A 22,622-nucleotide genomic window follows, 5' to 3' on the forward strand; every position below is an offset into this window, starting at 1 on the left:
CTTGTGAAAGTCCCGCATGACACTTCATTTGTACGACACGTATAGCCGCAGCCTGCGTCCGTTCGAGGCCATCGAAGAGGGCAAGGCGGGTCTGTATGCCTGCGGTCCTACCGTCTACGATTACGCCCACCTGGGCAACCTGCGTACCTATCTGTTTGTCGACGGCCTGCGCCGCGCACTAGCCTTTAACGGCTACCAGGTGCGGCATGTAATGAATATTACCGACGTGGGCCACCTGACCTCGGACGCCGATACCGGCGACGACAAGCTCGAAGCACGCAGCGCCCGCAGCGGCAAGTCGGCATGGGACCTGGCAGCGCAGTTCACGCAGGCGTTCGAAAGCGACCTGGCTTTGCTGAACATTTTGCCGCCCACCGTCTGGTGCCGCGCCACCGACCATATCGGCGAACAGATCGCCTTTATCCTGGACCTGGAAGCGAAGGGTTTTACTTACCGCACGCAAGACGGTATTTATTTCGACACCGCGCGCCAGCCCGACTACGGCCAGCTGGCACGCTTGAACCGCGATGGCCTGCAGGCCGGCAAGCGCGTGGAACTGGGCGACAAGCGCGATATCTGCGACTTCGCGCTGTGGAAGTTCAGCGGCACGCCGGGAGTGCGCCAGATGGAATGGGACAGCCCGTGGGGCCTGGGCTTTCCGGGCTGGCATATCGAATGCTCGGCGATGGCGGAAAAGCACTTGGGCGCGTATTTCGATATTCATTGCGGCGGCGAAGACCATGTGGCGGTCCACCACAGCAACGAGATCGCACAAACGCAGGCGCGCCACGGCACGCGGCTGGCCAACTTCTGGCTGCATGGCGCCTTCCTGAAAACACAGGATGCGAAGATGTCGAAGTCTTCAGGCGATTTTTTGCGCCTGCAAAGCCTGGTCGGGCAGGGTGTCGATCCGCTGGCCTACCGTTATCTGTGCCTGGGCGCCCACTACCGCAGCAGCCTCAATTTCAGCGACGAGGCTTTGCTTGCGGCGGCCAGCGGACTGGCGCGCTTGCGTAATTGCGTGCATGGCCTGGGCGAGGCACAGGGCGATGCCGATGCGGCATGGCTGGCGAAGTTTGCCGCGCCGCTCAAAGACGATCTGAACTATCCGCGCGCGCTGGCGGTGCTGTGGGAGCTCCTGAAAAGCGATCTGGTTGATGGTGTAAAAAAGGCGACCATTCTGCAGTTTGATGCGGCGCTGGGGCTGGACCTGGCCAACTGGCAGCCTGCGGTGGTAGCGGTGCCGCAGCAGGTGCAGCAATGGATGGCACAGCGAGAGGTGGCACGCAAAGAGCGGCGCTGGTTGGACGCCGATGGCTTGCGGGCGCTGGTGCGCGGGGCGGGATATGACATCGAGGATACGCAGGCAGGGCCGCTGGTGCGCAGGATACCTTTGGCTATACCAGGCTGAAATATTGTTCAAGCGAATCGCGCAAGAGCTGGCCAATATGGCAAGGTACAATCAGCTTCTCTCATCTGTCGGAACGGTGCTTGCATGGATATGTTCTACAAAAGCCTGATGTATTTTCCGGTGATGCTTTTATTCACATTCTGTCTCAAATTCGCCGCCAGGCTGATGCGCCGCATTAGCGTCAGTTGGCGTCACTGTTTCCTGTATTCGCTGGCCCTGGCGACGGTGACGACCTGCGCCAATATCACTGGCCTGACCCCGTCAACGCTGTTGCCTCACAAATTGGCATCGATCGTAGTACTGTGCTGGCCCATCACCACGTGCGCATGGTATTTCCAACGCAATGCGCTCCGCAGCAATGGCTTGCCTGCGGGATGGCTGCGCGCCTCCGCGTTGAGCATTCTGGCCTACGTATCGAGTGCCGTGCTATTTGTATTCCTGCTGTTTGGCTTGCCGATGATGTTGTGACTCCGGCAGCACGCGAGGCTTACGCCTCGATAAAGCGCATCTTGAAGCTGCGCCCCTTGATATTGCCAAAGTCGCGGCCCAGCGAGTTGCCGTTGTTCAGGCGCTTGAAAGCCGCTTCGGCCACGCTGCGCTCGAGCGCCACGTAGGTCATGAACTCGAACACATTGATCTTGCCCACCTGCTCCTTGGTCAGCCTGGCGTCACCGGTCAGTGCGCCCAGCAGGTCACCCGGGCGCAGTTTGTCCTTCTTGCCGCCCATGATGCACAGGGTCACCATCGGCGCCGGCAAGGCTTCGATGCCATCGTCCTCGGGCAGTTCCTTCAGCTCGTGCCACTCGACGGCGCTGTTTTGGTATTGCTCGATCAGCTTGACCCATTTCTTTTCGTTTGGCGCGCACAGCGACAGGGCCAGGCCCTTCTTGCTGCCACGGCCGGTGCGGCCGATGCGGTGGATATGCACTTCGGTATCCTTCGACACATCGACGTTGATCACCGCACCCAGGTCCGAGATATCGAGGCCGCGTGCGGCAACGTCTGTGGCCACCAGGATGGAGCAGCTGCGGTTGGCGAACAGCACCAGGATTTCATCGCGCTCGCGCTGTTCCAGTTCGCCGTACAGGGCCAGGGCCGAGAAGCCTTGCTGGCGCAGTTCTTCGGCCAGTTCGCGGCAATGCACCTTGGTGTTGCAGAAGGCCAGCGTGGACTCGGGCTTGAAGTGCTTGAGCAGCTTGCCCACCGCGCTGTTGCGCTCGTCGAAGCCGATTTCATAGAAGCGCTGCTCGATCTTGTCGTTGTCGTGCTGCGCCTGGACCGTCACTTCCAGCGGATTGACAAGGAAGGATGCGGTGGCGCGGCGGATGTCTTCCGGGTAGGTGGCCGAGAACAGCAGGGTCTGGCGGCGCGCCGGGCAGGCGCTGACAATGCCGGCGATTTCTTCGTAAAAGCCCATGTCCGTCATGCGGTCGGCTTCATCGAGCACCAGGGTCTGCACGTGGCCCAGGTTGATGGTGCCGCGGCCCAGGTGATCGCGCAAACGGCCTGGCGTACCGACCACGATGTGTGCGCCGTGTTCGAGCGAGGCGATTTGCGGGCGCATCGGCGCGCCACCGGTCAGGGTCAGGATCTTGATATTGCCGGCTGCGCGCGCCAGGCGGCGCAGCTCGTTGGCCACCTGGTCGGCCAGTTCGCGCGTCGGGCACATCACCAGGCCCTGCACGGCGAACCAGGCGGGGTTGAGCTTGTGCAGGATGCCGATGCCGAAGGCGGCCGTCTTGCCGCTGCCGGTTTTCGCTTGCGCGATCAGGTCGCGTCCGTCGAGCACCGCCGGCAGGCTTTGCGCCTGGATGGTGGTCATCTCGTGGTAGCCGAGCGAGTCCAGGTTGGCCAGGAAGGCAGGGGTCAGTGGCAGGCTTGAAAAAGCGGTAGCAGCCGTGCTGCTGGTGTCGGTGGTCGATGTCATGGGGCGTAGCCGGTAAAAAACTGGGTGGGATGGGCACAGTCTACAGGCGTTCTACGCCCTTGTGCGGGTGGTGTTGCAGGTGGTACTGGTGGCAAACAGCCGCCGTCTTGTTTCAATGGTTTCAACTCGCGGGCGCCCAGATCGGCAAGCCGGTCAGGTCCAGGCCTTCATCGCGGGTCCAGACAGGCAGGCCGGAGGCATCGGTAGGCTCCAGCAGTTCGAGCTGAACCTGTTTCAGTGCCGCCTTGCGCACGCGCGGGCGGCGCTGCGGTTCTGGCGCAGCCTCGGTCGTCGCGGGCGCATCAGGCGCTGGCGGCGGACCGAAACCGGGCAAGTCGATGGTGGCGTTGTCTTTTTTGTCTCTCATTTCTGAACCTCTGGTCCCCGGTCGAACAAGGCCGGGGAGCGGGCAACAATCTGCCCGCTGTATCTGTGCTTGGTACGCTTGTGCCACAAAACAAAAGCCCGGCTACTGGAGTCGGGCTCATGGTGGGCTCTCTCGTCAGGAATACCTGTCCTGCGGATTTAAGTGCGGCACGCAGTGTATCACAGGCGTGCCACAGCGTGGGCGCGCTGATGACGCTTTAGCGGAAGCTCAGTGCGCCCGTCAGGTCGCCCGGCGGCAAGGCACCGCGCGACGCAAACGCATCGTTACGCAGCTTCAGCCCTTCGAGCAGCGGCAGGTCGTGCAGGCGCGTGATCAGGCGCAGGATGGACGTGGTGTCGTAGAAGCTGTGGTCGACCGAGCCTTTTTTCGCGAACGGCGAGACGACGATGGCGGGTATGCGCGTGCCCGGTCCCCAGCGGTCGCCTTTTGGCGGCGCCACGTGATCCCACCAGCCGCCGTTTTCGTCAAACGTGATCACCACGATCATGTCTTTCCACTGCGGCGACTGCTTCAGGTGCTGGATTACATTGGCCACGTGCTGGTCGCCCGATTCGATATCCGAATACCCGGCGTGCAAGTTCAGATTGCCCTGTGGTTTATAAAAAGTCACGGCCGGCAGCTTGCCCGCCACGGCAGCGGCCAAAAATTTGTTCGAGATCGGGCTGTCGCCGGTGCCGCCATCGCGCAGGTGTTCCGCGCGCGCGGAGGTGCCTGGCGCGAACTGCTTGAAGTAATTCAGTGGCTGGTGGTGGAACTGGAAGTTCGGCTTGCTGCCGCCGCCCTTGTGGTCCAGCGCGGCCTGCCAGCCGCCGCCGTACCAGGCCCAGCTCACGCCCTTGCGAGACAGCAGGTCGCCGATGGTGTCATAGGTTTGCGGCGGCAGGGTATTGGCGTCTGCCGGGTCGGCGTGCAGCGGGTCGCCGTCGTAGGCGGGGCGGATATAGCTCGGTTGATACGGCGGCGCCATGGTGTTGACGACATAGCCGTCCGGGGTAATCGCGCCGTCGTTGACGTACTTCGGTTTGCCGTCCAGCGCCGACGCCGGGCAATCTGCGGCGAGCGCCAGGCGCACGCCCTGCGGGCCGTCGGACAATACCGCGATCTTTTTCCTGGCCGTCGTATCAGGCGCATTGAAGTATTCGTTGGCGCGGCCCGTGACCAAAAACTGGTGGTTCATATACGAGCCGCCAAAGGCCGCCATAAAGAAGTTGTCGCACAGGGTGTACTGCTCGGCGATCTGCCACAGGTTGAGGTTTTTCAACGTCTCGCCATAGTGGCCCATCACCAGGCCACCGCTGTCGGCCCAGGCCGCAAAGCAGTCGTTCTTGCCGCCGTTGATCTGCATCTGGTTGTTGTAGAAGCGGTGTACCAGGTCGCGCGTGATGATACTTTCGGGCAGCGGCTTGCCGGCCGCGTCGCTCAGTTTGTAGGGTGCATTGGCCAGGCCGGAAATCTGGTCTTCCTTGATCAGGTAATCAATGCCGCCGACATTCTGCTGGTCCGGCACCATGCCGCCCCAGATCTTCGGCAGGGTCGCCAAAGGCTGGCCATTGCGGTCCAGTTGCCGTGCCTGTGCCGGCGTGACGGCGGATAGTGGCGCGCTGGTGCCGGGGAAGTTGGCGAACAGATTATTGAAGCTGCGGTTTTCCAGGTAGATCACGACCACGTTTTTGACATGTGCCTTGAGCTTGGCGTCGAGCGAGCCCTTGACCACGGACGGTTTTGCCGCCGCCATGGCCGGCATGCCGCTGCTGGCCAGGCCTGCTGCGGTGGCGGCCTGGAAGATGCGGCGGCGCGCGGGATTGGCTGGCAGGTCGGTGGACTGGGCTTGCGGGTCGCTGGGTTTCACAAGGATCTCCGGAGTAAAAATCAAAGAGGGAAATTGTAGCAGCTTGCATCAGCAGGCTGCTCCCTGGGCCTTCTGATGCAGCTCCAGGCGCTTTTGCCGGGGCGGAAAGTGGCGCCTGGCAATCGCCAGCCGCGCCGCGTTGTGCAAACACCACTGGCACGATTCCTGAAGTTTCTTGATGGCAAGCCTCGATGTGCGAGAATGGCCTTTGATGAAGTTGCGGAGAAAAAGATGATGTGGTTGGTAGGCGCTATCCTGTTGCTCATGATTGCCGTATTTTTGTGGATGGCTTTTTTTCACCGCGTGCAGGCGATGTCGCGCCAGGCGCAATTGCTGAACTGGCTGGAAATCGGCCGCGTATCGAATCCTGCCGGTGGCAAGGATATCCTGTTGGCCAGGAACGAGCGCAACTCCAGGATCGACTGGCGCACTGGCGAAGTATGGCTGCTCAAGCCCAGGGTGGCCGAGCCGTTCGCCGACTACCTGGCCGTCGAACGCTGGCTGGCGCTGCATGACACGCCCTTGCCGCAGCCCGAGCCGGTCCCGGTGCCAGCCGCGGAAGGGCTGGCGGAAGAACCTGAGCCGGTTGCGCCCGAAGGCCATCTGCTGCCCGCGTTCCAGCAAAAAGTCGAGGACTGCCTGGCCATGGCGGAAGGCGGCCAGGACCTGATCGACACCAAGCATGCGTTCGAGGCGGGCAGCTCGGCTTTCCTCGACGCCGGCGCCGCGCTGTGCACGGCCGCACTGGAATGCAGCGTGCCGCCGATGATGGTCGCTACCTTTTATGTCAGCGCCTTTGCCGCGCTATCCGACGCGGCCGGCGAAGACAAGCTCGACCGTGTCACCGCCAGCTTGCAGGCGGCCACAAAGCAGATACGCATGATGCAGCAGGCGCAAGCATAAAACCGGGGACAGAATGCAAAAAAGGCTGATCGCGGGATCAGCCTTTTTTTGTATCTGGTTGCGGGGACAGGATTTGAACCTGTGACCTTCGGGTTATGAGCCCGACGAGCTGCCAGACTGCTCCACCCCGCACCAAGATTATATACTGGTTTGTCACCCGGCGTAAAGGACAGGGCTGACAGGGCAGGGTTGACACATCCGCAGCGCATGAAAAAGCCGCTGATCTTTACAGATTCAGCGGCTTTCAAGTATTGGTTGCGGGGACAGGATTTGAACCTGTGACCTTCGGGTTATGAGCCCGACGAGCTGCCAGACTGCTCCACCCCGCAGGCGAATTATAGCCGGGTTTGCTGCATTGCGCAATAAGCGGGCGAGATTACGCCGCCGCCAGGCGCCAAAGCGAGGTGATTTCCTTCGAGCGGGCCGCGTGCAGGCTGTCGGTGGCGTCCTGCGCGCGCGGGTGGGTCGGGGCCACGTCCAGGCGGTCGACGACTTTCAATCCTGCTGCGGCGATCCATTCAAGCAGTTGCGCGCGCGGGCGCAGGCCCAGGTGTTCGGCCAGGTCCGACAGGATCAGCCAGCCTTCGCCGCCTGGCTCCAGATGGTCGGCCAGGCCGGCCAGGAAACCGCGCAGCATGCGGCTGTCGGGGTCGTAGACGGCGTATTCGATGGGCGAGCTGGGGCGGGCCGGCAGCCACGGCGGGTTACACACCACCAGCGGTGCGCGGCCGGCCGGGAACAGGTCGGCCTGGATCACTTCCACCTGGCCAGCCAGGTCGAGGCGCGCCAGGTTTTCGCGGGCGCAGGACAGGGCGCGCGGGTCCTGGTCGGTGGCGACGATGCGCTTGACGCCGCGCTGGGCCAGCACGGCCGCCAGCACGCCGGTGCCGGTACCGATGTCGAAGGCGAGGCTGGTGCGCGGTGGCAGCGGTGCGTCGGCGACCAGGCCCACGTACTCGCTGCGGATAGGCGCGAATACGCCATAGTGCGGGTGGATGCGCTGGCCCAGGGCCGGCAATTCCACGCCGGTGCGGCGCCATTCATGGGCGCCGATCAGGCCCAGCAGTTCGCGCAGCGACGCGACAAACGGTGTTTCGCCACGGCCATAGGCCTCATTGCAGGCCAGTTTCACGTCCGGCGCGCGGCGCAGCGGGATCGTGTAGTCGGCGTCAAAATGCAGCAGCAGCATGGCCAGGGTGCGGGCGCGCTGCGACTGGGCCTGGCGGTGCAAGTGGAATGCTTCGGTGGCGCTTGGTTCTGGCTTGGCCAGTTTGGCGGCCAGGGCTTTTTTGCTGGGCTTGTCGTTCTTGTGGTCGGCGCGGCGGGCCAGCGCTTGCAGCAACTGGCGCGCGTTCTGGAAGTCGCCGCGCCACAGCATGGCCGTGCCTTCGCATGCCAGGCGGTAGGCCTGGTCGGCCGTCGTGCGGTCATCGGCAATAACGACGCGTTTCGGCGGCGGCATGCCGCTTTCCGAGCGCCAGCGCGCCGATTGTTCGACGCCGTTTTCGCTCCAGTGGATCTGCGGATGAACGGTGGAAGTAGAGGTGTCAGGCATGGGATTCAATCGAAAGAAGGTGGCGCGCGGCATGGTCGCCTGCGCAGGCCGTCTTCCATTATACGTCCCCGGCGTCTACTCCGATGCGCCCGGCTTGCCGCCGTAGGCTTCGGCCACTGCGCGGGCGCGGGCCTGCGCTTCGGGTGTCAACTCGGGCGCAGCAGCGATGGGAACGTCCACAGGCTTTGCCGCTTCATCGACGGTTTTCGGCGGCTGCAGCAAATTAAGCAAGCGCAACGTCAGGCTGCCGACTTCGTCGCCAGGCTTGGACGTGGTCTGGTCGGCGCTGTCCTGGCCGGCATTGTAGATGCTGTTCTGCATCTGCTGGCCCAGCATCTTGAACAGGTCGCTCAGGCTGCCGGCAAAATTCATGGCTGGCAGTTGCAGGGTCGGCAGGTCGCCGCTGTCGCCTGTATCGGCTTGTTCATTGGCGTTGCTGGTTTCGTATGCCGCGCTGGCGCTGATCTTCGATTCGTACTGCACTTCCAGTTCGAAATCGAAGGTCTGGCCATCGGCGGTGGTGATCGTACCCTTGCCGATAAAGTGGGCATTTTCCGCCAGGCTGAAGGCGGCCGCATTGCGCGTGCCACCGGCGCCGGAGCTGCTTGATGCCTGCGCGGCATAGCCGGAGGCGGCCGACAGGTCGACCGAATCGAAGCTGATGCTGGCGCCGTCACCGAACATTTGGCGCGCCATATTGCCGACGAAATCCTGCGCCACGTCGAGGGTGGCGTTGCCCAGCGCATCGGTGCGCTGCGCAAGCCCTTGCGCCGACAGGTCCAGGCCTTTTTTCGACAGGGCCACCACGTCTTGCGCCGTGCGCTGCATCAGGGCGTCGGCGGTGCTGGAGGTGTTGCCGCCGGTTTTGGCCGCTTGCTGGCCGGTGAGCGCGTTGGCGCCGGTCTGGCGCGCGCCAAGGGCGGGAAGCTGGGGCAGGGTAGTGGCCATGGTCTTGTCCAAATCAACGTTGTATCGGAATTAACGGCAGGCTGCGCGCATTCTTTAACTGTTGGTTTGTAACAGGTTCAATGATGGTGAGACCAGCTGCCGTCGGCCGACTCCAGGTAGGACTTGACGGCATCGGCCTGGCCGGTGGCGTGGCGCTTCAGTTCGCCGCACTGGCACAGGCCCTGGTAGGGCTGGATATGCGAGCATGCCGACACTTTCTGCAGGTAGACCTGCACGGCTTTCTGGCATTTGACGCATTTGAAGGTAAGGCTGCGGGCGGCTTTCATGGAATTCCTTTGTATAGTATGGAAACGCGAAGGGCGAGATTTTAACCCAACTGCCTGTTGCAAACCCGCCACGCAGCTCAGCGCACGCTGACCACGCTTTTGCCGCCGGCGCCCGGCTGCACCAGTATCCGGGTGGCGATGCGCTCCGTCATTTCCTGTACGTGTGAAATGACTCCCACCTTGCGGCCCATGGCCTGCAGGCCGTCGAGCGCATCCATGGCCACGCGCAGGGTTTCCGTGTCCAGGCTGCCGAAGCCCTCGTCGATAAACAGCGACTCGACCCTCACCCGGTTCGATGACAGCGAGGCCAGGCCCAGCGCCAGCGCCAGGGAGACCAAAAACGATTCACCACCCGACAGCGAGTGCACCGAGCGCAGCTCGCCACCCATGTCCTGGTCGCGCACCATCAGGCCCAGCGAAGGGCTGTTCGGGTTGCTGATGCGTTCGAGCTGATAACGGCGCGCCAGGTGGTTCAGGTGTGCGTTGGCATAGCCCAGCAGCACCTCCAGCGTGAATTGCTGGGCGTAATTGCGAAATTTCTTGCCATCGGCCGAGCCGATCAGTTCATTCAGGCTGGCCCAGCGCCGCTCGACTATCGCCTGTGCGTCGATCTGCGCCAGCATCGCCTGTGCGCTGTGGCGCCGCGCATCGTCCTGGGCCAGCGCCAGCCGCAATGCGGTGGCGGCCTGGCTGGCTTGCTGGCGTTCGGCCTGCAGGGCATCGAGCGACGCTTGCACAACGGCCATATCGGCTTCCAGGTTAGCCGGTGGTTGTTCGCGATGCAGTGCTTGCTGGCGCAGCCGCTCGGCCAGCACCGTGCGCGCTTCGGCCACTTGATTGTCGAGCAGCCGCAAGGCCTCGCGTTCGGCGCGCACCGTTTCCGGCGCCAGGTCCAGGCGTTCGCGCAGGGTGGCAACATTAGCCGGTGCATGGACTGGATGGGCCAGCTGGAAACCGCGCAGCCAGTCCTCCAGCGCCGTTGTCGCAACGCCGGCCTGTGCCTGCAAGCTGTCCAGGCGCTGCATGGCTTGTGCGCGCGCTTCATCAAACCGCGTGCGCTGCAAGCTGGCCTGTTGTACTGCGGCCTGCCGCGCGCCCAGGGTAGCCCTTGCCGTCTCGACGGCGGCTGCCAGCGCGCGTTCCACGTCCAGCACCGGCTGGCCCTGCCACAGCGCCGCGCGTTCGGCCTGGGCGGCGATCAGTTTCGTGTCCAGCGCCTTGAAGGCGGTATGGGCGTCTTGCGCCGCCTGGCGCGCCCTGGTAGCGGCCGTGTCCAGCGCTTCCAGTTGTGCCGCCACCGTCAGCAGCGCCTGGCTGCGTTCGTCCTGCGCCGCTTGCTGTTTGAGCCATTGCTGGCTTTCGGCGTGGCGCGCGGCACGGAAATCGGCCGGTCCCTGGCGCCAGCTGTCCTTCCAGTTCTCCGCGCCGTCGGCGTCGCCAAAGGCGCTGTCCAGCTGGCCGAGCAGGGCGTCCAGGCTGGCGCGTGCGCTCTGGCCCTTGTCGCTGGCGGCCGCCTGCTGCGCCTGCAACTGCGCCAGCCGTGCCTGCGCATCGGCCGCCAGCGCCGTCAGGCGGGCCTGTTCCCTGGCCGCCTGCTCATGCGCCGCTTGCAGCTGCTCGCGCCTGGCGATGGCCAGGCGCAGTGCGCTTTCCTGTTCGGCCAGCGCCTGCAGGCCCGCATCATTGGCGGCCAGCTGTTCGGCGAACCACGCGCTGCGCAGGCTTTCTTCAGGCAATGGCAGGCCGTTGGACTGCGCCTGCCACTGCGTGGCGAGGCTGGCTATTTTTGGTGGCAGGCGATCGAGTTCCTGCGCGGCGGCGGCCTGCTCGCGTGCATGGCCACTCAAGGCGGCCTGGTGCGCCGCCAGCTGCCGGGTATTGGCCAGCGCCTGGGCGCGGCAGTCGCGCACGCCTTCCTGCAGGCTGGCCAGCATGGCTTGCAGCGCATGGTCGGCGTGTTGATACGGGTGCTCGAGGGCGCCGCAGACCGGGCAGGGTGCATCGTCACGCAGGGTGGCGCGCAGCTGCTCAACGCTGGCGGCGCATGCCGCTTCGGCGCCTTTCAATGCTTTTTCGGCCTGCGCCAGTGATGCCTCGATCACCGGCGCCTTGGCCGCTGCCTGCGCCAGCGCCGCGTTTTCGGCAGCGGCGGCCTGCGTCAGTTGTGCCTGTCTTGCTTGCCAGTGCGCCAGTTGCTGCTGCTGGCGCGACAGTTCGGCCCAGGTCTTGTCGGCTGCCGCCAGCACTTTGGCGTGGCGTTCCAGCTGCTGGCGCTGCGCCGGCAATTGTTCGCCATCGATGGCCTGCACCGTGGCAGCGGCCGCGGTCCTTTGCTCTTCCAGCGCGGCCGACTTTTTGACGGCGACCGCCAGCGCCTCGTTTGCGCTGCTGTTGTCCAGCGTTGCCTGGCGTACCAGTTGCGCCGCTTGCGCCAGGCTGGCATCCATTATGTCGGCTTGCGCGGCCGCCTGGCCGGCCTGGGCAAACAGCTGGTCCCACAAGGTCCAGTCTTTCGCCAGCGCCTGCCAGTGACGATGGCCTGCCAGCCATTGCGATCCTGTCTGCTGCTGGGAATTCAAGTCTTGCTGGTGCTGCTGTACCGCCAGCAACTGGGCGCGCGCCGCGTCGTTGGCGGCGTCCATCGCCTGCGCGGCGTCCCTGGCCTGGCGATGTGCCGGCAATTGCGCGGCGATGCCGGCGTCCAGCGCCTTGGCCAGGTTGAGCTGCGGCGCCGCTTCGCGCTGCGCCGTTTCCTGCGCCTGCAACTGGGTCGAAGCGTGCAGGGCGGCGAGAGCCAGTTGTTCCTGGCCGGCCAAGGCATCCTGCGCCTGCTGGCGCGCTGCGGCCACCGCCAGCGTGGCCGCAGCGCTGTCGGCGGCCAGCCGTGCGACATCCGCCAGCAAGGGGCGGGCCGGCTGCAGCAGGTCCCATTGCGCCAACGCGTCGCGGCGTACCCCGGCGTCAGCCAGCGCCACGTTTGCCGCGTCCAGCGCTTCGCTGGCCTGTTTGGCCTGGGCCTGCAGGCGCTGCGCGTCAAGGTGCCAGCGCTGCTGCTGTTCCAGCACCGATTTGCGCAGTTCCAGCTGCTGCAGGGCCGCTTCCGCATGCGCGCCCTGCTGTTCGATCAGCGTGCGTTCTTCAACTGCCAAGGGGCGCTGGTCGGCCAGCTTGTCGATGAGGCGTTCCAGCGCCTGTTTTTCCTGCTTGGCGCGTTCAAAAGCGCGGATCGAAATATCGGAATAGATGGTGCTGCCGGTCAGCGTTTCCAGCAGTTCGCCGCGCTCGTTGTCCTCGGTTTTCAAAAAGGTGGAAAACTCGTTCTGTGCCAGCAGCACGGCGCGCGTGAACTGGTCGAACGACAGGCCGATGCGTTGTTCGATCGCTTCCTTGACTTCCGTTTTGGTGCCGCCGATGGCCTGCAGTGCGGGCAGCTGGTGCAAGCTCATGGCAGTGGCCTGCAGCGCGCCTTCGGCCCTGGTGCGCGAGCGGCGCACGCTCCAGCGCGCGCGGTAGCTGTGGCCGTCGTTGCCGACAAAATCGACTTGCGCGTAGCCGTCCGGCGTGCCGCGGCGCAGCAGGGTGCGCGTATCCTGGGCGTTGACGGTGTCCTTGCCGACGTCCGGCACGGCGTTGCGGCCCTGTACCTTGAGCAGGCGCGGGGTGGCATCGTACAAGGCCAGGCACAGCGCGTCGAGCAGCGTGCTTTTGCCTGCACCGGTGGGGCCGCTGATGGCAAACAGGCCGCTTGATGCCAAGGGTTCCTGCTCGAAGTCGACCATGAATTCGCCGGCCAGCGAGGCCAGGTTCTTGCCACTGATATTGAGGATTTTCATGTTGCTCTATATTGAAACTCAGGCGCCGGGAAGCAGCAGTTCCGCCAGTGCCGACAGTTGTTCGGGTGGCGCTTCCTTGCCGAATTTTTGCTGGTACAGACGGCGGAAAATCTCGTCGGGCTGCAACTGGGCCAGCTGGTCCAGGGTCATGGCCTCTATCTGCGTGCTGCGCGCGGCGCTCGAGGTGTCGATTTTCGCCAGGCGCACCGGCTTGCCGTCCAGCGCCGCCTCGATGCGCGTGCGCAAGCCAGGCTCGGGTGCGTCCAGGCGCACGCGCACTTCCAGGAAGGGCTGTGCGTCAATTGGTGCGTCGGCGATGTCCAGCGCGGCCAGCTGTTCCAGCACCTGCGCCACCGGGGCCGGTTTTTCAGGCACGCGCAAGAGCGGCACGGCGCGCGGAATGGCGATGCTGCGCACCTGTTGCAGCTGTTCGCCGTCGATATCGAGGCACAGCACCTGATGCTGGTAATGCACTTCGGCGAATGACAGCGGGATCGGGCTGCCGCAGTAGCGGATATGCGGCTGGCCGCCGACTGCCTGCGCCAGGTGCAAATGGCCCAGTGCCGCATAGGCGATGACCGGATCGAAAATCCCCGAGGGCAGCATTTCGGTGCCGCCGATGACGATGCGCCGTTCCGAGTCGTTCGACATCTCGCCGCCCACCATATGGCAGTGGCCCATGGCGATAATCGCCTGACCGACCTGGCGCCGTGCCTGCGCCAGGTCGGTCAGTTGCCGGTACAGCAGGGCGATGCCGCCGAGATAGGCGTCTTGCGTGCTGCCGGCCGGCAGTTTCGGCACGTCGCCGGGGCGCAGGAAGGGCACGGCCAGGCACCAGGCTTCAACCTGGCCGGTTGGGCCGGTCAATGGCAGCAGCAGACGTTCCAGGTCGATCTGGCCCTTTTCATCGCGCACAATATGGCCCAGCATGCGGGTGCCGTAGTCCGCCAGCAGCGGCGCCGGCGCTTCCAGGCGGCCAGCCGAATCGTGGTTGCCGGCGATGACGATCATTTGCAGGGCAGGCAGGCGCACGCGGGCCTGTTGCAGGAACACATACAGCTGCTTTTGCGAGGCGGCCGACGGGTTGGCGTTGTCGAACACGTCGCCGGCTACCAGCAGCACGTCGATGCGTTCGGCCGCCAGCGTGGCCAGCAGCCAGTCGAGGAAATGCTGGTGCTCGTAGCCGCGCTCGTAATTGTGCAGGGTCTGGCCCAGATGCCAGTCGGAAGTGTGCAGCAGGCGCATGGTGGAAGCGGTGAGAAGGGCAAAGCACCAATATACCATCTGCCCTAGTCGATGATGGCTGCGGCCCGGTAGGTATTGCGGCCGTCCTGCTTGGCCTGGTACAACAGCACGTCGGCCTGCTGCAGCAGGGCGGCCGGCGAGATGTCTTCGTTGCGGTAGAAGGCCACGCCGATACTGGCCGAGATATGCACGGTGACGCCATCGAGTTCGAACGGCAGGCGCATGGCGTAGACGATATTGGCCGCCAGCACGGCCGCATCCTCGGGCCGGCCGATATGCTCCATGATGATGGTGAATTCGTCGCCGCCCAGGCGGGCGATGATGTCGGTGGCGCGCATGGTGTGCGTCAGGCGTTGGGCAAATGCACGCAGCAGCGCGTCGCCGGTGCCGTGGCCATGGGTGTCGTTGACCGGCTTGAAGCGGTCGATGTCCATATACATGACGGCCATCAGCCGCCCCTGCTTGCGGCTGGCGTGCATGGCGTCGGTAAGCTTTTGCACAAAGCCGGCGCGGTTCGACAGTCCCGTCAGCGCATCGACCTGGGCCAGCTGCAGCAGCCGCTGTTTTTCGCGTTTTTGCACGGTGATATCCTGGCGCATCACGTGAAAGCCCACCACCTGCGGATGGTCTTCGCCGATCTGCGGGATATAGATCACTTCCATGCAGCGCTCGATGCCTTCCTTGATGTCGTCCTCTTCAAAGCTCAGCGTCTCGCCGGCCAGCACGCGCGCGATGTACGGCGCTACCATGCTGTAGCGCACGGCGCCCACGGTTTCGCGCACGTTGCGCCCCAGTGCCGGCAAGCCGGCCAGGCCGAACTCGCGTTCGTAGGCCAGGTTCAGGAAGCGGTATATTTCATCGGCATCGATATAAGCAATCATGGCCGGCAGGGCGTTGGCGATGGTGCGCAGGCGCGCTTCGCTTTCCAGCAGCGCCACCTCCGATTCGCGCAGGATGGTGATGTCGTCCAGGCTGCCCACATAGCCCTCGATGCTGCCATCGACCAGGATGGGGGCGATCTTCATCGACACCCATACCAGCTTGCCGTCGCGGTGCAGCCAGCGCAGGGTGGACTGGATCGGCACATGGCTGTGCCGCAGCTGGGCCAACGCCGCGTGCATGCGCGCAAAATCGTCGGGATGCAGGGCGCTGGTCCAGCCTGCGCCCAGCGCCGATGCACGCGGCTGGCCGGTGATCGCTTCAAAAGTGCGGTTGACGTAGGTGCAGCGGCGCTCGCGGTCCAGGCGCACCAGGCCCAGTGGCGACGCGTCGTTGACGGCCGCCAGCTCGGCCTGGTTCTGGCGTAGCGCCAGTTCCTGCTGGCGGCGCTGCGAAATGTCGTCGCCGATGCCGAGAATATGTTCCACCTGGCCGCGCTCGTCGAATACCGGCACCGATACCACGTGCAGGTGGCGCACGCTGCCGTCGGGCAGGCGCAGCGGCTTTTCAGGATGGTCGATCACGCCCCGTTCGGCCAGGATGGCGCGGTCGTCTTCTGCGTCGTGCAGGCCGAAATCAACTGCGAAGGCGGTGCAGGCTATCTTGCCGATCACGTCGCCGGCCGGGTAGCCGGTGATGTCTTCGGCGGCCCGGTTCCACACTTCCATCTGGCCGAAGTTGTCAAGCCGCGCGCTTTTCACATACACCATGACCGGCAGGTGATCGATCAGCGATTGCAGGAAGCTGCGGTTGTCCTGCAGCGCCAGTTCGTCGAGTTTGCGCGCGCTGATGTCGCGCGAGGTGACGGCCACGCCGTCGCTGATCGGCACGATCTGGTGGCGCAGCCAGCGCGTGCCGCCGTTTGGCAAGGCCAGTTCGAATTCGTCTTCCAGTGGCCGGCCCGACTCCATCACCAGCACGAAGCGGTCGAAGAAGCGCGCGTCGCACAGCACCGGCACCAGCGGCAGCGCGCGCTGGCCCAGCAGTTCGGCGCGCGGCTTGCCCAGCACCTCGGCGGCGCGCTCGTTGACGTCGGCGAAAATGAAATCTTCGGGCGGCTTGCCGGGCGCCGGGCGCCAGGCTTTCAGCAGCATCACCGAATCCAGGCTGCCCTGGTGCGCCGCGCGCAGCAGCGCCTGTGCTTCCTGTGCCTGGTGGATGCTGCGGCGCAGACGTCCGCCCTGGCGCATCAGCAGCGCCGTAAAGGCAATGATCAGCAGGCTGGCGGCCACCAGCACGCTGACATACACGCGGCGGCGGTGCTTGAAATGGGCCAGCGCCGTGTCGCCGCTGACGCCGACCGCCGCCAGCAGCGGGTAGCGGCCGAGATCGCGGTAGCTGTAGATGCGCGCGATGCTGTCAACGGCTGGCGTGACGACCGCTTCTTCGGGGGCACGGGTGGGTGGGCCGGGCATGCGCAAGTCGAACTGGTCGCTGATCACCAGCCGCTCGCCGATGCGACCAACCGTCAGGCCGCTGTCACGCGCGACCAGCATCAGCGCGCCTTGCTCATCGAGGTCCAGGCGGTCATAGTCGTCGACAAAATAGGCGGGGTCGACCACGATCACGATCACGCCCGCAAAATCGCCCCGGGCGTCGTTCAGGCGGCGTGCCGAACGTATCATCCATTTTTTGCTGGCCTTGTCGACGACCGGCGTGTCGATGATCGACATGTCGCCCGGCGTGGCCGCCAGGGTGCGAAAGAAGGGCTCGCCGGCCAGACTGCCGCCAGCGTAGCCATTGGCGCTGTCGATGACATTGCCCAGCCTGTCGGTGACGGCGACCGGCAGTTCCAGTTTCGACGGCAGCACGCTGTCGAGCAGGCCCCTGCTGCGTGTGAACTGTGCCAGTGACAGGCGCGAGTCGGTGGCTTCATGGCGCAGCTTGAACAGCTGGGTGGCGTGTTCGGTCTGGCGCAGGATATAGCCGGTATGGTCGGCCAGCGTGCGCGCCAGCGACTGGCTTGCAGCGACTGCGGCGCGCGTGGCGCCGGCGCGTTCCTGGCCCAGCTGATAAAACAAGCCGCCCCACAGCGCAACGAGTAGCGGTAGCGCGAACAGTGGAAGCAGACTGGTGCGGTACAGGCGGCCGGCCAGTCGTTGCAGGGTTTTTATCATCGATATGCTGGCGCGCAAGATTTTGTGGGAAGGACGGATCGCCTGGCCTCATTTTCCTTTAAATCAAAGGGGAATGGAGCAACTGAACCTAAAAAAGTTGCCCGACGGTGACAATACGCTGCTGCCGTGCCATGCCAGCTGCCGCAGGGGCTAAAATGGCGCCTTCTCCCTCCCATTCTGAAAGTTGCTTGCCATGCAGACTAAAAAGCCCGACGCGGCCCGGCTGGATAAAATCGTCGCCGAAGCGCGCCGCGCCGCCGACCAGCGCGAGAGCGGCTACCGCGAACGCTCGCTGAAAATGTATCCGTGGATCTGCGGCCGCTGCATGCGCGAATTCACGCGCGCCAACGTGCAGCAACTAACCGTGCATCACCGTGACCACAATCACGACAACAACCCGCCCGACGGCAGCAACTGGGAGCTGCTGTGCCTGTACTGCCACGACAATGAGCACTCGCGCTACCTGGAAGCTGACCGTGGCGCGGGCCTGCTGTCAGCCGAGGTGGCGCCGGCCACGCATAATCCGTTTGCGGCGCTGGCGGGGCTGATCAGGAAAAAAGACTGATTTTTTTAACATCTGGGGTCAGACCCCCACGACCGCTAGCGCAAGCCTCAGCGTTAGCGGCATTGAGGGTCTGACCCCGGTACTAAGCTTTACAGCGACTTCAGGAACGCCAGCAGCGATTCGCGTTCCGCCTTCGACAGCGCTTCGAAACGCTGCCTTGCGCGCGTGCCTTCGCCGCCGTGCCACAATATCGCTTCGGTCAGGCTGCGCGCGCGGCCGTCATGCAGGTAGCCCGCCTTGCCTTCCTTGCCGATCACTTTTTCCGTGTAGCCGATGCCCCACAGGGGAGCGGTGCGCCACATGCTGCCTTGCGCCTGGCCTTCGGCGAACTTGTCGGCCAGGCCGGGGCCCATGTCATGCAGCAGCAGGTCGGTGTAAGGGCGTATCGTCTGGTCGCGCAGTTCGGCGAACAGGTGGCCCGAGCCGGTCTTCATTTCCACCGTATGGCAGGCGGCGCAGCGCATGCCCTGGAACAGTTTTGATCCGGCAGCGACTTGCTGCGCATCGACCTTGAGTTCGTCGATCGGCGCCACGCCTTTCGGGAAACCGCTGGCGATGCTGCGCTGGGCTGGTACCGCCACCAGCGCCAGGTAGTGCGAGATCGACTGCAGGTCCGATTCCGAGATGCCGTCCTGCTTGCCGCCGGCCGCGCAGGCGGCAGGGCCTGAAGTACAGGCACGGTTCGGGTAGACCGGTGACGTGACGGCCATGTCCAGCAGCAGCGCCTCGGCCGCCTGCTGGCGCAGGGTGGCCTTGGCGGCCTTCCAGCCGAAGCGGCCCAGGCGCACGGCGCCGCTTTCCGGATCGAACACGAAGTTGGCCTGGCCCTTGACGCCGTCGGCGTCTGGCGTGGCACGCACGCGCGCCAGGATGTCGGCCTCCGGCACCGCTTCGAGCAGGCCGGTACCGATCATTGGCGGCGCGGCGCGCAGCGAGACGATGGCCGGCACTGTGCCGTCGAAAGCCAGTACCGGTTTGCGCAGTTCAACCTGCGTGCCATCGGCCAGCGCGACCTTGCTGGTCTCGAAACTGCCGACACTGACGCTGTTGCCCCAGTTTTGCGGTACGCCGGCGCCCGAGACAGCGTTCATCTGGATCGCCGTGCCGTATTGCGGATGCGGCACCTGCCGGCCGCTGGCGTCCAGCGCGGCGACCCGCACGGCCATCATGTCGAGCCGCTGGTTGATGGCAGCGGGCGCCGGGCTGCGGCCATTGTTGACGTGGCAGGCGATACAGGCCGACTGGGTGTAGCGCTGGCCTTGCAGGCCGACGGCCGGCGCGTAGCGGTCATTGCCGCCTTCATTGTGTTCGCCGGTGCGGAAATTGGTGTGCACCAGGCGCCGGCCTTCGACAAAGCGCTGCATGTTCTGCATGCCGATATGGTTGTGCGGCTGCTGGAACATGAACAGCGCGTTGTCCGAATAGTTGTACGACACGGAACCGAGGCCGCCCGACAGCGTCTCGGCCGGCAGCGGCACCGAATTGAGGCGCGGCTGCACGCCATACCACGGCCGCAGGCCGGCGCCGACCACATACGTCCACTCATACGAGTAATAGCGGATGCCGCCGTCGTCGCCCTGGGCCGCCATCGCCTCCTTGGTGGAGAACATCGACGGCGACACTTCGATGACGTCGCCCGACACCAGCGCGCGCGCCTTGACGTCGACGCCATTGGGCATGCCGTTCGCGTCCAGCCCGCCGTGGCCAGGGTAGTCCTTGATCAGCAGGGTGCAGGCGCCGTTGATGCCGTTGGCGGTATTGAGCTTGCCGGCGGCCGGGTAGGCCAGCGGTTTGCATACCGGCACGTTGCGGTCGACCAGTTCGCCGGGCGACATCCAGCCGTAGCCGGTCACGCCCGGGCGGTCGAAACCGCGGAAGAAGGCCACGCCGCCGGACAGGAAGTCGACCGTGGTGTACTGGTTGACGATCAGGGTCGGTTTGACCACACCGGCCACCTTGCTGTTGTCGATGATCTCGACGCCCCAGGTGCGGTTCTTGAAGTATTGCGGTACGAACGTCAGGTAGTTGCCCGGCCCCTTGTCGAGCGCCAGGCCGGTCACCGGGTCGACCGTCTCGTTCGGACCATAGCCGATCTCGTTCCAGTCCTCGCCCCGCTCGCGGCCATGGCGGGCAAGGCCGCGTGCGCCAAAGCGTGTCACCAGGGTGCCGTCGGGCAGCGAGAACTGCAGCGTTTCAAGCGGCTCTTTGGCTTGCGGCAGCGGCTGCATGGCGCTGCCGTCAAGCGGGAATTTCAGCGCCGAGGTGGCGGCGGACGGCAGGGTATTGTCGCTGCCGGGCGACTTGAACACGGCTTCCAGCAGCGAATAGCCATACTGAGTGGCGCGCGCCACGCCCTGCAGGCGGATATGGCGCGCTGTGACGCCCAGGTTGAAGAATTCTTCGGTACCGCCCTTGCCATTGCTGACGTAGCGCACTTGGGTCCAGGTGTTGCCGTCGTTCGAAGTTTGCAAGGCGTATTCCTTGCCGTAGGCGTTTTCCCATTGCAGCTGCAGATAGCCGATGGCGGTCGGCGCGCCAAAGTCGAACTGGATCCAGGCGCCGTCTTCAAAGCTGCTGGCCCAGCGCGTGGCGCTCTTGCCGTCAATTGCCATGGCGGCCGACATGCCGGGGTTTTCCACCGGCGACGAGGTGGCCGCGACCGGCTTGAGCAGCACGCCCGGCTGCGTAGGGTCGGCGGGAATCACCGGCGGCGTCACCGGTGGTTCGGTCGGCGTGGTGGAGGGTGTGCCCGAAAAAGCCTGGATCTCGAAGATGGAGTAGCCGTACTGGCCGGCGCGCTTGACGCCCTGCATGCGCAGGTAGCGGCCCTGGCCTGTCAGGCCGGTGATGTCTTCGACGCCGCCGCTGCTGTTGTCGACGCTGCGGATGGTGCTCCAGTTGTTCAGGTCATCGGACACCTGCAGCAGGTAGGCGCTGGCATGCGCGTTTTCCCATGAGATGCGCACGCGGTTAATCGCTTTCGAGGCGCCGAAATCGAGCGTCAGGTATTCGGCATCGCCAAAGCCGCTGCCCCAGCGCGTGCTGTCGTTGCGGTCGATGGCCGCCAGCGCCGACAGGTCGCCCCGTTCGGCCGAACTGGCCGTGGCGCCGACCGGCGTCAGGACGGTTTCCGACGAAACTACCGCTCCCAGCTGCGCCGCAGGCAACGCTGCTGCCGTTGTTTCGCTGCCACCGCCACCGCCGCAGGCCGCCAGCGCCAATACCAGCGGCAGTAGTGGAACTGCGCGCAGGCTATGCCGAAATTGATTCATGACACGCTTCCTTGATTTTTAATTATAGATGAGAAGGTTTTCCAGCCACCAACGCACCACCCGCGCGCGAGGCGTTTGCAGAATGATCATTGGTGCCGGGGAATTTAATTTCCTTGTGGAAATATTTACTCACATTATCGCAGCCTCCCGGGCCTGTCAAGCGCGCCGTATGGCGGCAAGCCGGGGCGTCAAACATGCGAACCGCGCGGCAAAAATGCGGTATCGTTATCGCATGAAGACACCCTATCGCCAGCATTGCCGCTTCCCCTCATGCGGCAGGCCAGTCGCATGACCTTGCCGCCAGCCCCTGCCATCGTGATTGACGCCGGCGGCGCGCCGCTGTTCGGCCACCATGCCGGCCTGGTGCAAGCCTTTGACTGGGCGCGGCTGGCGCCGCCGTACGCGCGCGGGGCGCTGTGGCGGCTGTTCCACCACAAGCGCTGGCATTACGTGGCGCTGGCCACGCCGGAGCTGTTTTGCGCCGCCGCCATTGTCGACCTGGGCTGGACCAGCACCGCCTTTGCCTACGCTTTCGATCGCCACAAGGGCAAGCTGGTGGCGTCTTTTTCGCGTGACGGCGTGCCGGGCCTGTCGACCAGCTTGGCGCCGCATGCGGCCGCCGGCAGCCGCTTCCGTTTCCTGTCGCAGACTATCACCATCGAGGCGGCGCCCCAGCACCGCTACCGCCTGCGGCTCGATAGCGGCCACTTTGGCATCGACGCCGAATTCGGCCCGCCGGTGTCGCCGATTTTGCTGGCCGTCGGCCCGGTCGATGGCGGCAGCGTGCATGCGACGCAAAAGTCGGGCGGCCTGCCGCTGTGGGGCACTGTGCGCTGCGGCGCCATCGGCTATAGCCTCGACGACGGCGTGGCCAGCTTCGACTATTCGAATGGCCTGCTGGCGCGCGAGACGGAATGGCGCTGGGCCTCGGCGCATGGCCTGGACCTGGGCTTCAATCTGCAGGCCGGGTATTTCGGCGCCCACGAAAACGCACTGTGGCTCGATGGCCAGCTGTATCGGCTGGCGCGCGCCCATTTCGACTTCAATCCCGACGATCCGCTGGCGCCCTGGCATGTCTGGACCGACGACGACTTGCTGGACCTGCATTTCAAGCCCGAAGGCGCGCGCCGCGAAGAGCGTAATCTGTGGCTGGCGTCAAGCCGCTATATTCAGCCGATCGGCACCTTCAGCGGCTGGGTGCGCGCCAGCGCACAGGCGCCCAAGCGCATCGTGGCCCAGCTGGCGGGGGTGACGGAGAGCCATCGTTCACGCTGGTAGCGGGGTTGTTTGCACGTCGCCACTTTTTTTTGCAAAATACACCACAGGATCAAGTTTTTTTGCAGGCGCATCCTATACACTGGCGCAGCCGCTGCAGGCAGATCG

At 64.7% G+C, this 22,622-nt stretch carries 15 protein-coding genes and 2 tRNA genes; 5 read left to right on the top strand and 12 right to left on the bottom strand.

Annotated features, from left to right (window positions below):
- Positions 1-16: 16 nt before the first annotated feature.
- Positions 17-1,411: a cysteine--tRNA ligase gene (gene cysS / locus ACQ4WM_RS17210; protein ID WP_436547884.1), complete on the top strand. Its 1,395-nt coding sequence runs from the start codon at positions 17-19 to the stop codon at positions 1,409-1,411.
- Positions 1,412-1,495: 84 nt separating this feature from the next.
- The gene (locus ACQ4WM_RS17215) at positions 1,496-1,879 is read left to right on the top strand and encodes a hypothetical protein (RefSeq protein WP_436547885.1); all 384 of its coding nucleotides are present in this window, start codon (positions 1,496-1,498) and stop codon (positions 1,877-1,879) included.
- Between the two features lie 19 nt (positions 1,880-1,898).
- On the opposite strand, the gene dbpA is transcribed toward ACQ4WM_RS17215, so the two are convergent.
- The 3 genes from dbpA to ACQ4WM_RS17230 all read right to left on the bottom strand — a co-directional run bounded on the left by dbpA (position 1,899) and on the right by ACQ4WM_RS17230 (position 5,575).
- Entirely contained in the window at positions 1,899-3,338 is a 1,440-nt protein-coding gene (gene dbpA, locus ACQ4WM_RS17220; protein ID WP_436547886.1) for an ATP-dependent RNA helicase DbpA, read from the bottom strand.
- A 121-nt stretch (positions 3,339-3,459) separates the two neighbouring features.
- A complete protein-coding gene (locus ACQ4WM_RS17225; protein WP_436547887.1) occupies positions 3,460-3,705 on the bottom strand; it encodes a hypothetical protein in 246 nt (81 codons plus the stop codon).
- Between the two features lie 217 nt (positions 3,706-3,922).
- Positions 3,923-5,575 (bottom strand): acid phosphatase, encoded by a 1,653-nt coding sequence (locus ACQ4WM_RS17230; protein WP_436547888.1) that lies wholly within the window; start codon positions 5,573-5,575, stop codon positions 3,923-3,925.
- A gap of 231 nt (positions 5,576-5,806) precedes the next feature.
- Here ACQ4WM_RS17230 and ACQ4WM_RS17235 point away from each other — a divergent pair, with 231 nt between their 5' ends.
- Positions 5,807-6,478: a hypothetical protein gene (locus tag ACQ4WM_RS17235; protein WP_436547889.1), complete on the top strand. Its 672-nt coding sequence runs from the start codon at positions 5,807-5,809 to the stop codon at positions 6,476-6,478.
- A 55-nt stretch (positions 6,479-6,533) separates the two neighbouring features.
- Here ACQ4WM_RS17235 and ACQ4WM_RS17240 read toward each other — a convergent pair.
- The 8 genes from ACQ4WM_RS17240 to ACQ4WM_RS17275 form a co-directional block, all read right to left on the bottom strand.
- Positions 6,534-6,610 (bottom strand) — tRNA-Met (locus ACQ4WM_RS17240).
- 120 nt (positions 6,611-6,730) lie between these two features.
- Positions 6,731-6,807 (bottom strand) — tRNA-Met (locus ACQ4WM_RS17245).
- A 47-nt stretch (positions 6,808-6,854) separates the two neighbouring features.
- The gene (locus ACQ4WM_RS17250; RefSeq protein WP_436547890.1) at positions 6,855-8,033 is read right to left on the bottom strand and encodes a methyltransferase; all 1,179 of its coding nucleotides are present in this window, start codon (positions 8,031-8,033) and stop codon (positions 6,855-6,857) included.
- A 75-nt stretch (positions 8,034-8,108) separates the two neighbouring features.
- Positions 8,109-8,981, bottom strand: a complete 873-nt coding sequence (locus tag ACQ4WM_RS17255; protein ID WP_436547891.1) for a hypothetical protein — start codon at positions 8,979-8,981, stop codon at positions 8,109-8,111.
- A 77-nt stretch (positions 8,982-9,058) separates the two neighbouring features.
- Positions 9,059-9,268, bottom strand: a complete 210-nt coding sequence (locus ACQ4WM_RS17260; protein WP_065308902.1) for a hypothetical protein — start codon at positions 9,266-9,268, stop codon at positions 9,059-9,061.
- Positions 9,269-9,345: 77 nt separating this feature from the next.
- Entirely contained in the window at positions 9,346-13,101 is a 3,756-nt protein-coding gene (locus tag ACQ4WM_RS17265) for an AAA family ATPase (protein ID WP_436547892.1), read from the bottom strand.
- A gap of 18 nt (positions 13,102-13,119) precedes the next feature.
- On the bottom strand, positions 13,120-14,346 hold the full coding sequence (locus ACQ4WM_RS17270) for an exonuclease SbcCD subunit D C-terminal domain-containing protein (protein ID WP_436547893.1): 1,227 nt from the start codon (positions 14,344-14,346) through the stop codon (positions 13,120-13,122).
- 44 nt (positions 14,347-14,390) lie between these two features.
- Positions 14,391-17,402 carry a PAS domain-containing protein gene (locus ACQ4WM_RS17275; protein WP_436547894.1) on the bottom strand — a complete coding sequence of 1,004 codons (3,012 nt, stop codon included), beginning with the start codon at positions 17,400-17,402 and terminating at the stop codon, positions 14,391-14,393.
- A gap of 193 nt (positions 17,403-17,595) precedes the next feature.
- Here ACQ4WM_RS17275 and ACQ4WM_RS17280 point away from each other — a divergent pair, with 193 nt between their 5' ends.
- Positions 17,596-17,967, top strand: coding sequence for a YajD family HNH nuclease (locus ACQ4WM_RS17280; RefSeq protein WP_436547895.1), 372 nt, complete (start codon positions 17,596-17,598; stop codon positions 17,965-17,967).
- 89 nt (positions 17,968-18,056) lie between these two features.
- Here ACQ4WM_RS17280 and ACQ4WM_RS17285 read toward each other — a convergent pair whose 3' ends face one another.
- Positions 18,057-21,239 carry a di-heme oxidoredictase family protein gene (locus ACQ4WM_RS17285; protein WP_436547896.1) on the bottom strand — a complete coding sequence of 1,061 codons (3,183 nt, stop codon included), beginning with the start codon at positions 21,237-21,239 and terminating at the stop codon, positions 18,057-18,059.
- A 288-nt stretch (positions 21,240-21,527) separates the two neighbouring features.
- On the opposite strand from ACQ4WM_RS17285, the gene ACQ4WM_RS17290 reads away from it, so the two are divergent.
- Positions 21,528-22,517: a DUF2804 domain-containing protein gene (locus tag ACQ4WM_RS17290; protein ID WP_436547897.1), complete on the top strand. Its 990-nt coding sequence runs from the start codon at positions 21,528-21,530 to the stop codon at positions 22,515-22,517.
- The last annotated feature ends 105 nt before the right edge of the window (positions 22,518-22,622 follow it).

Origin of the sequence: Janthinobacterium longum (assembly GCF_051380735.1) — a bacterium.
Lineage (GTDB): Bacteria > Pseudomonadota > Gammaproteobacteria > Burkholderiales > Burkholderiaceae_D > Janthinobacterium.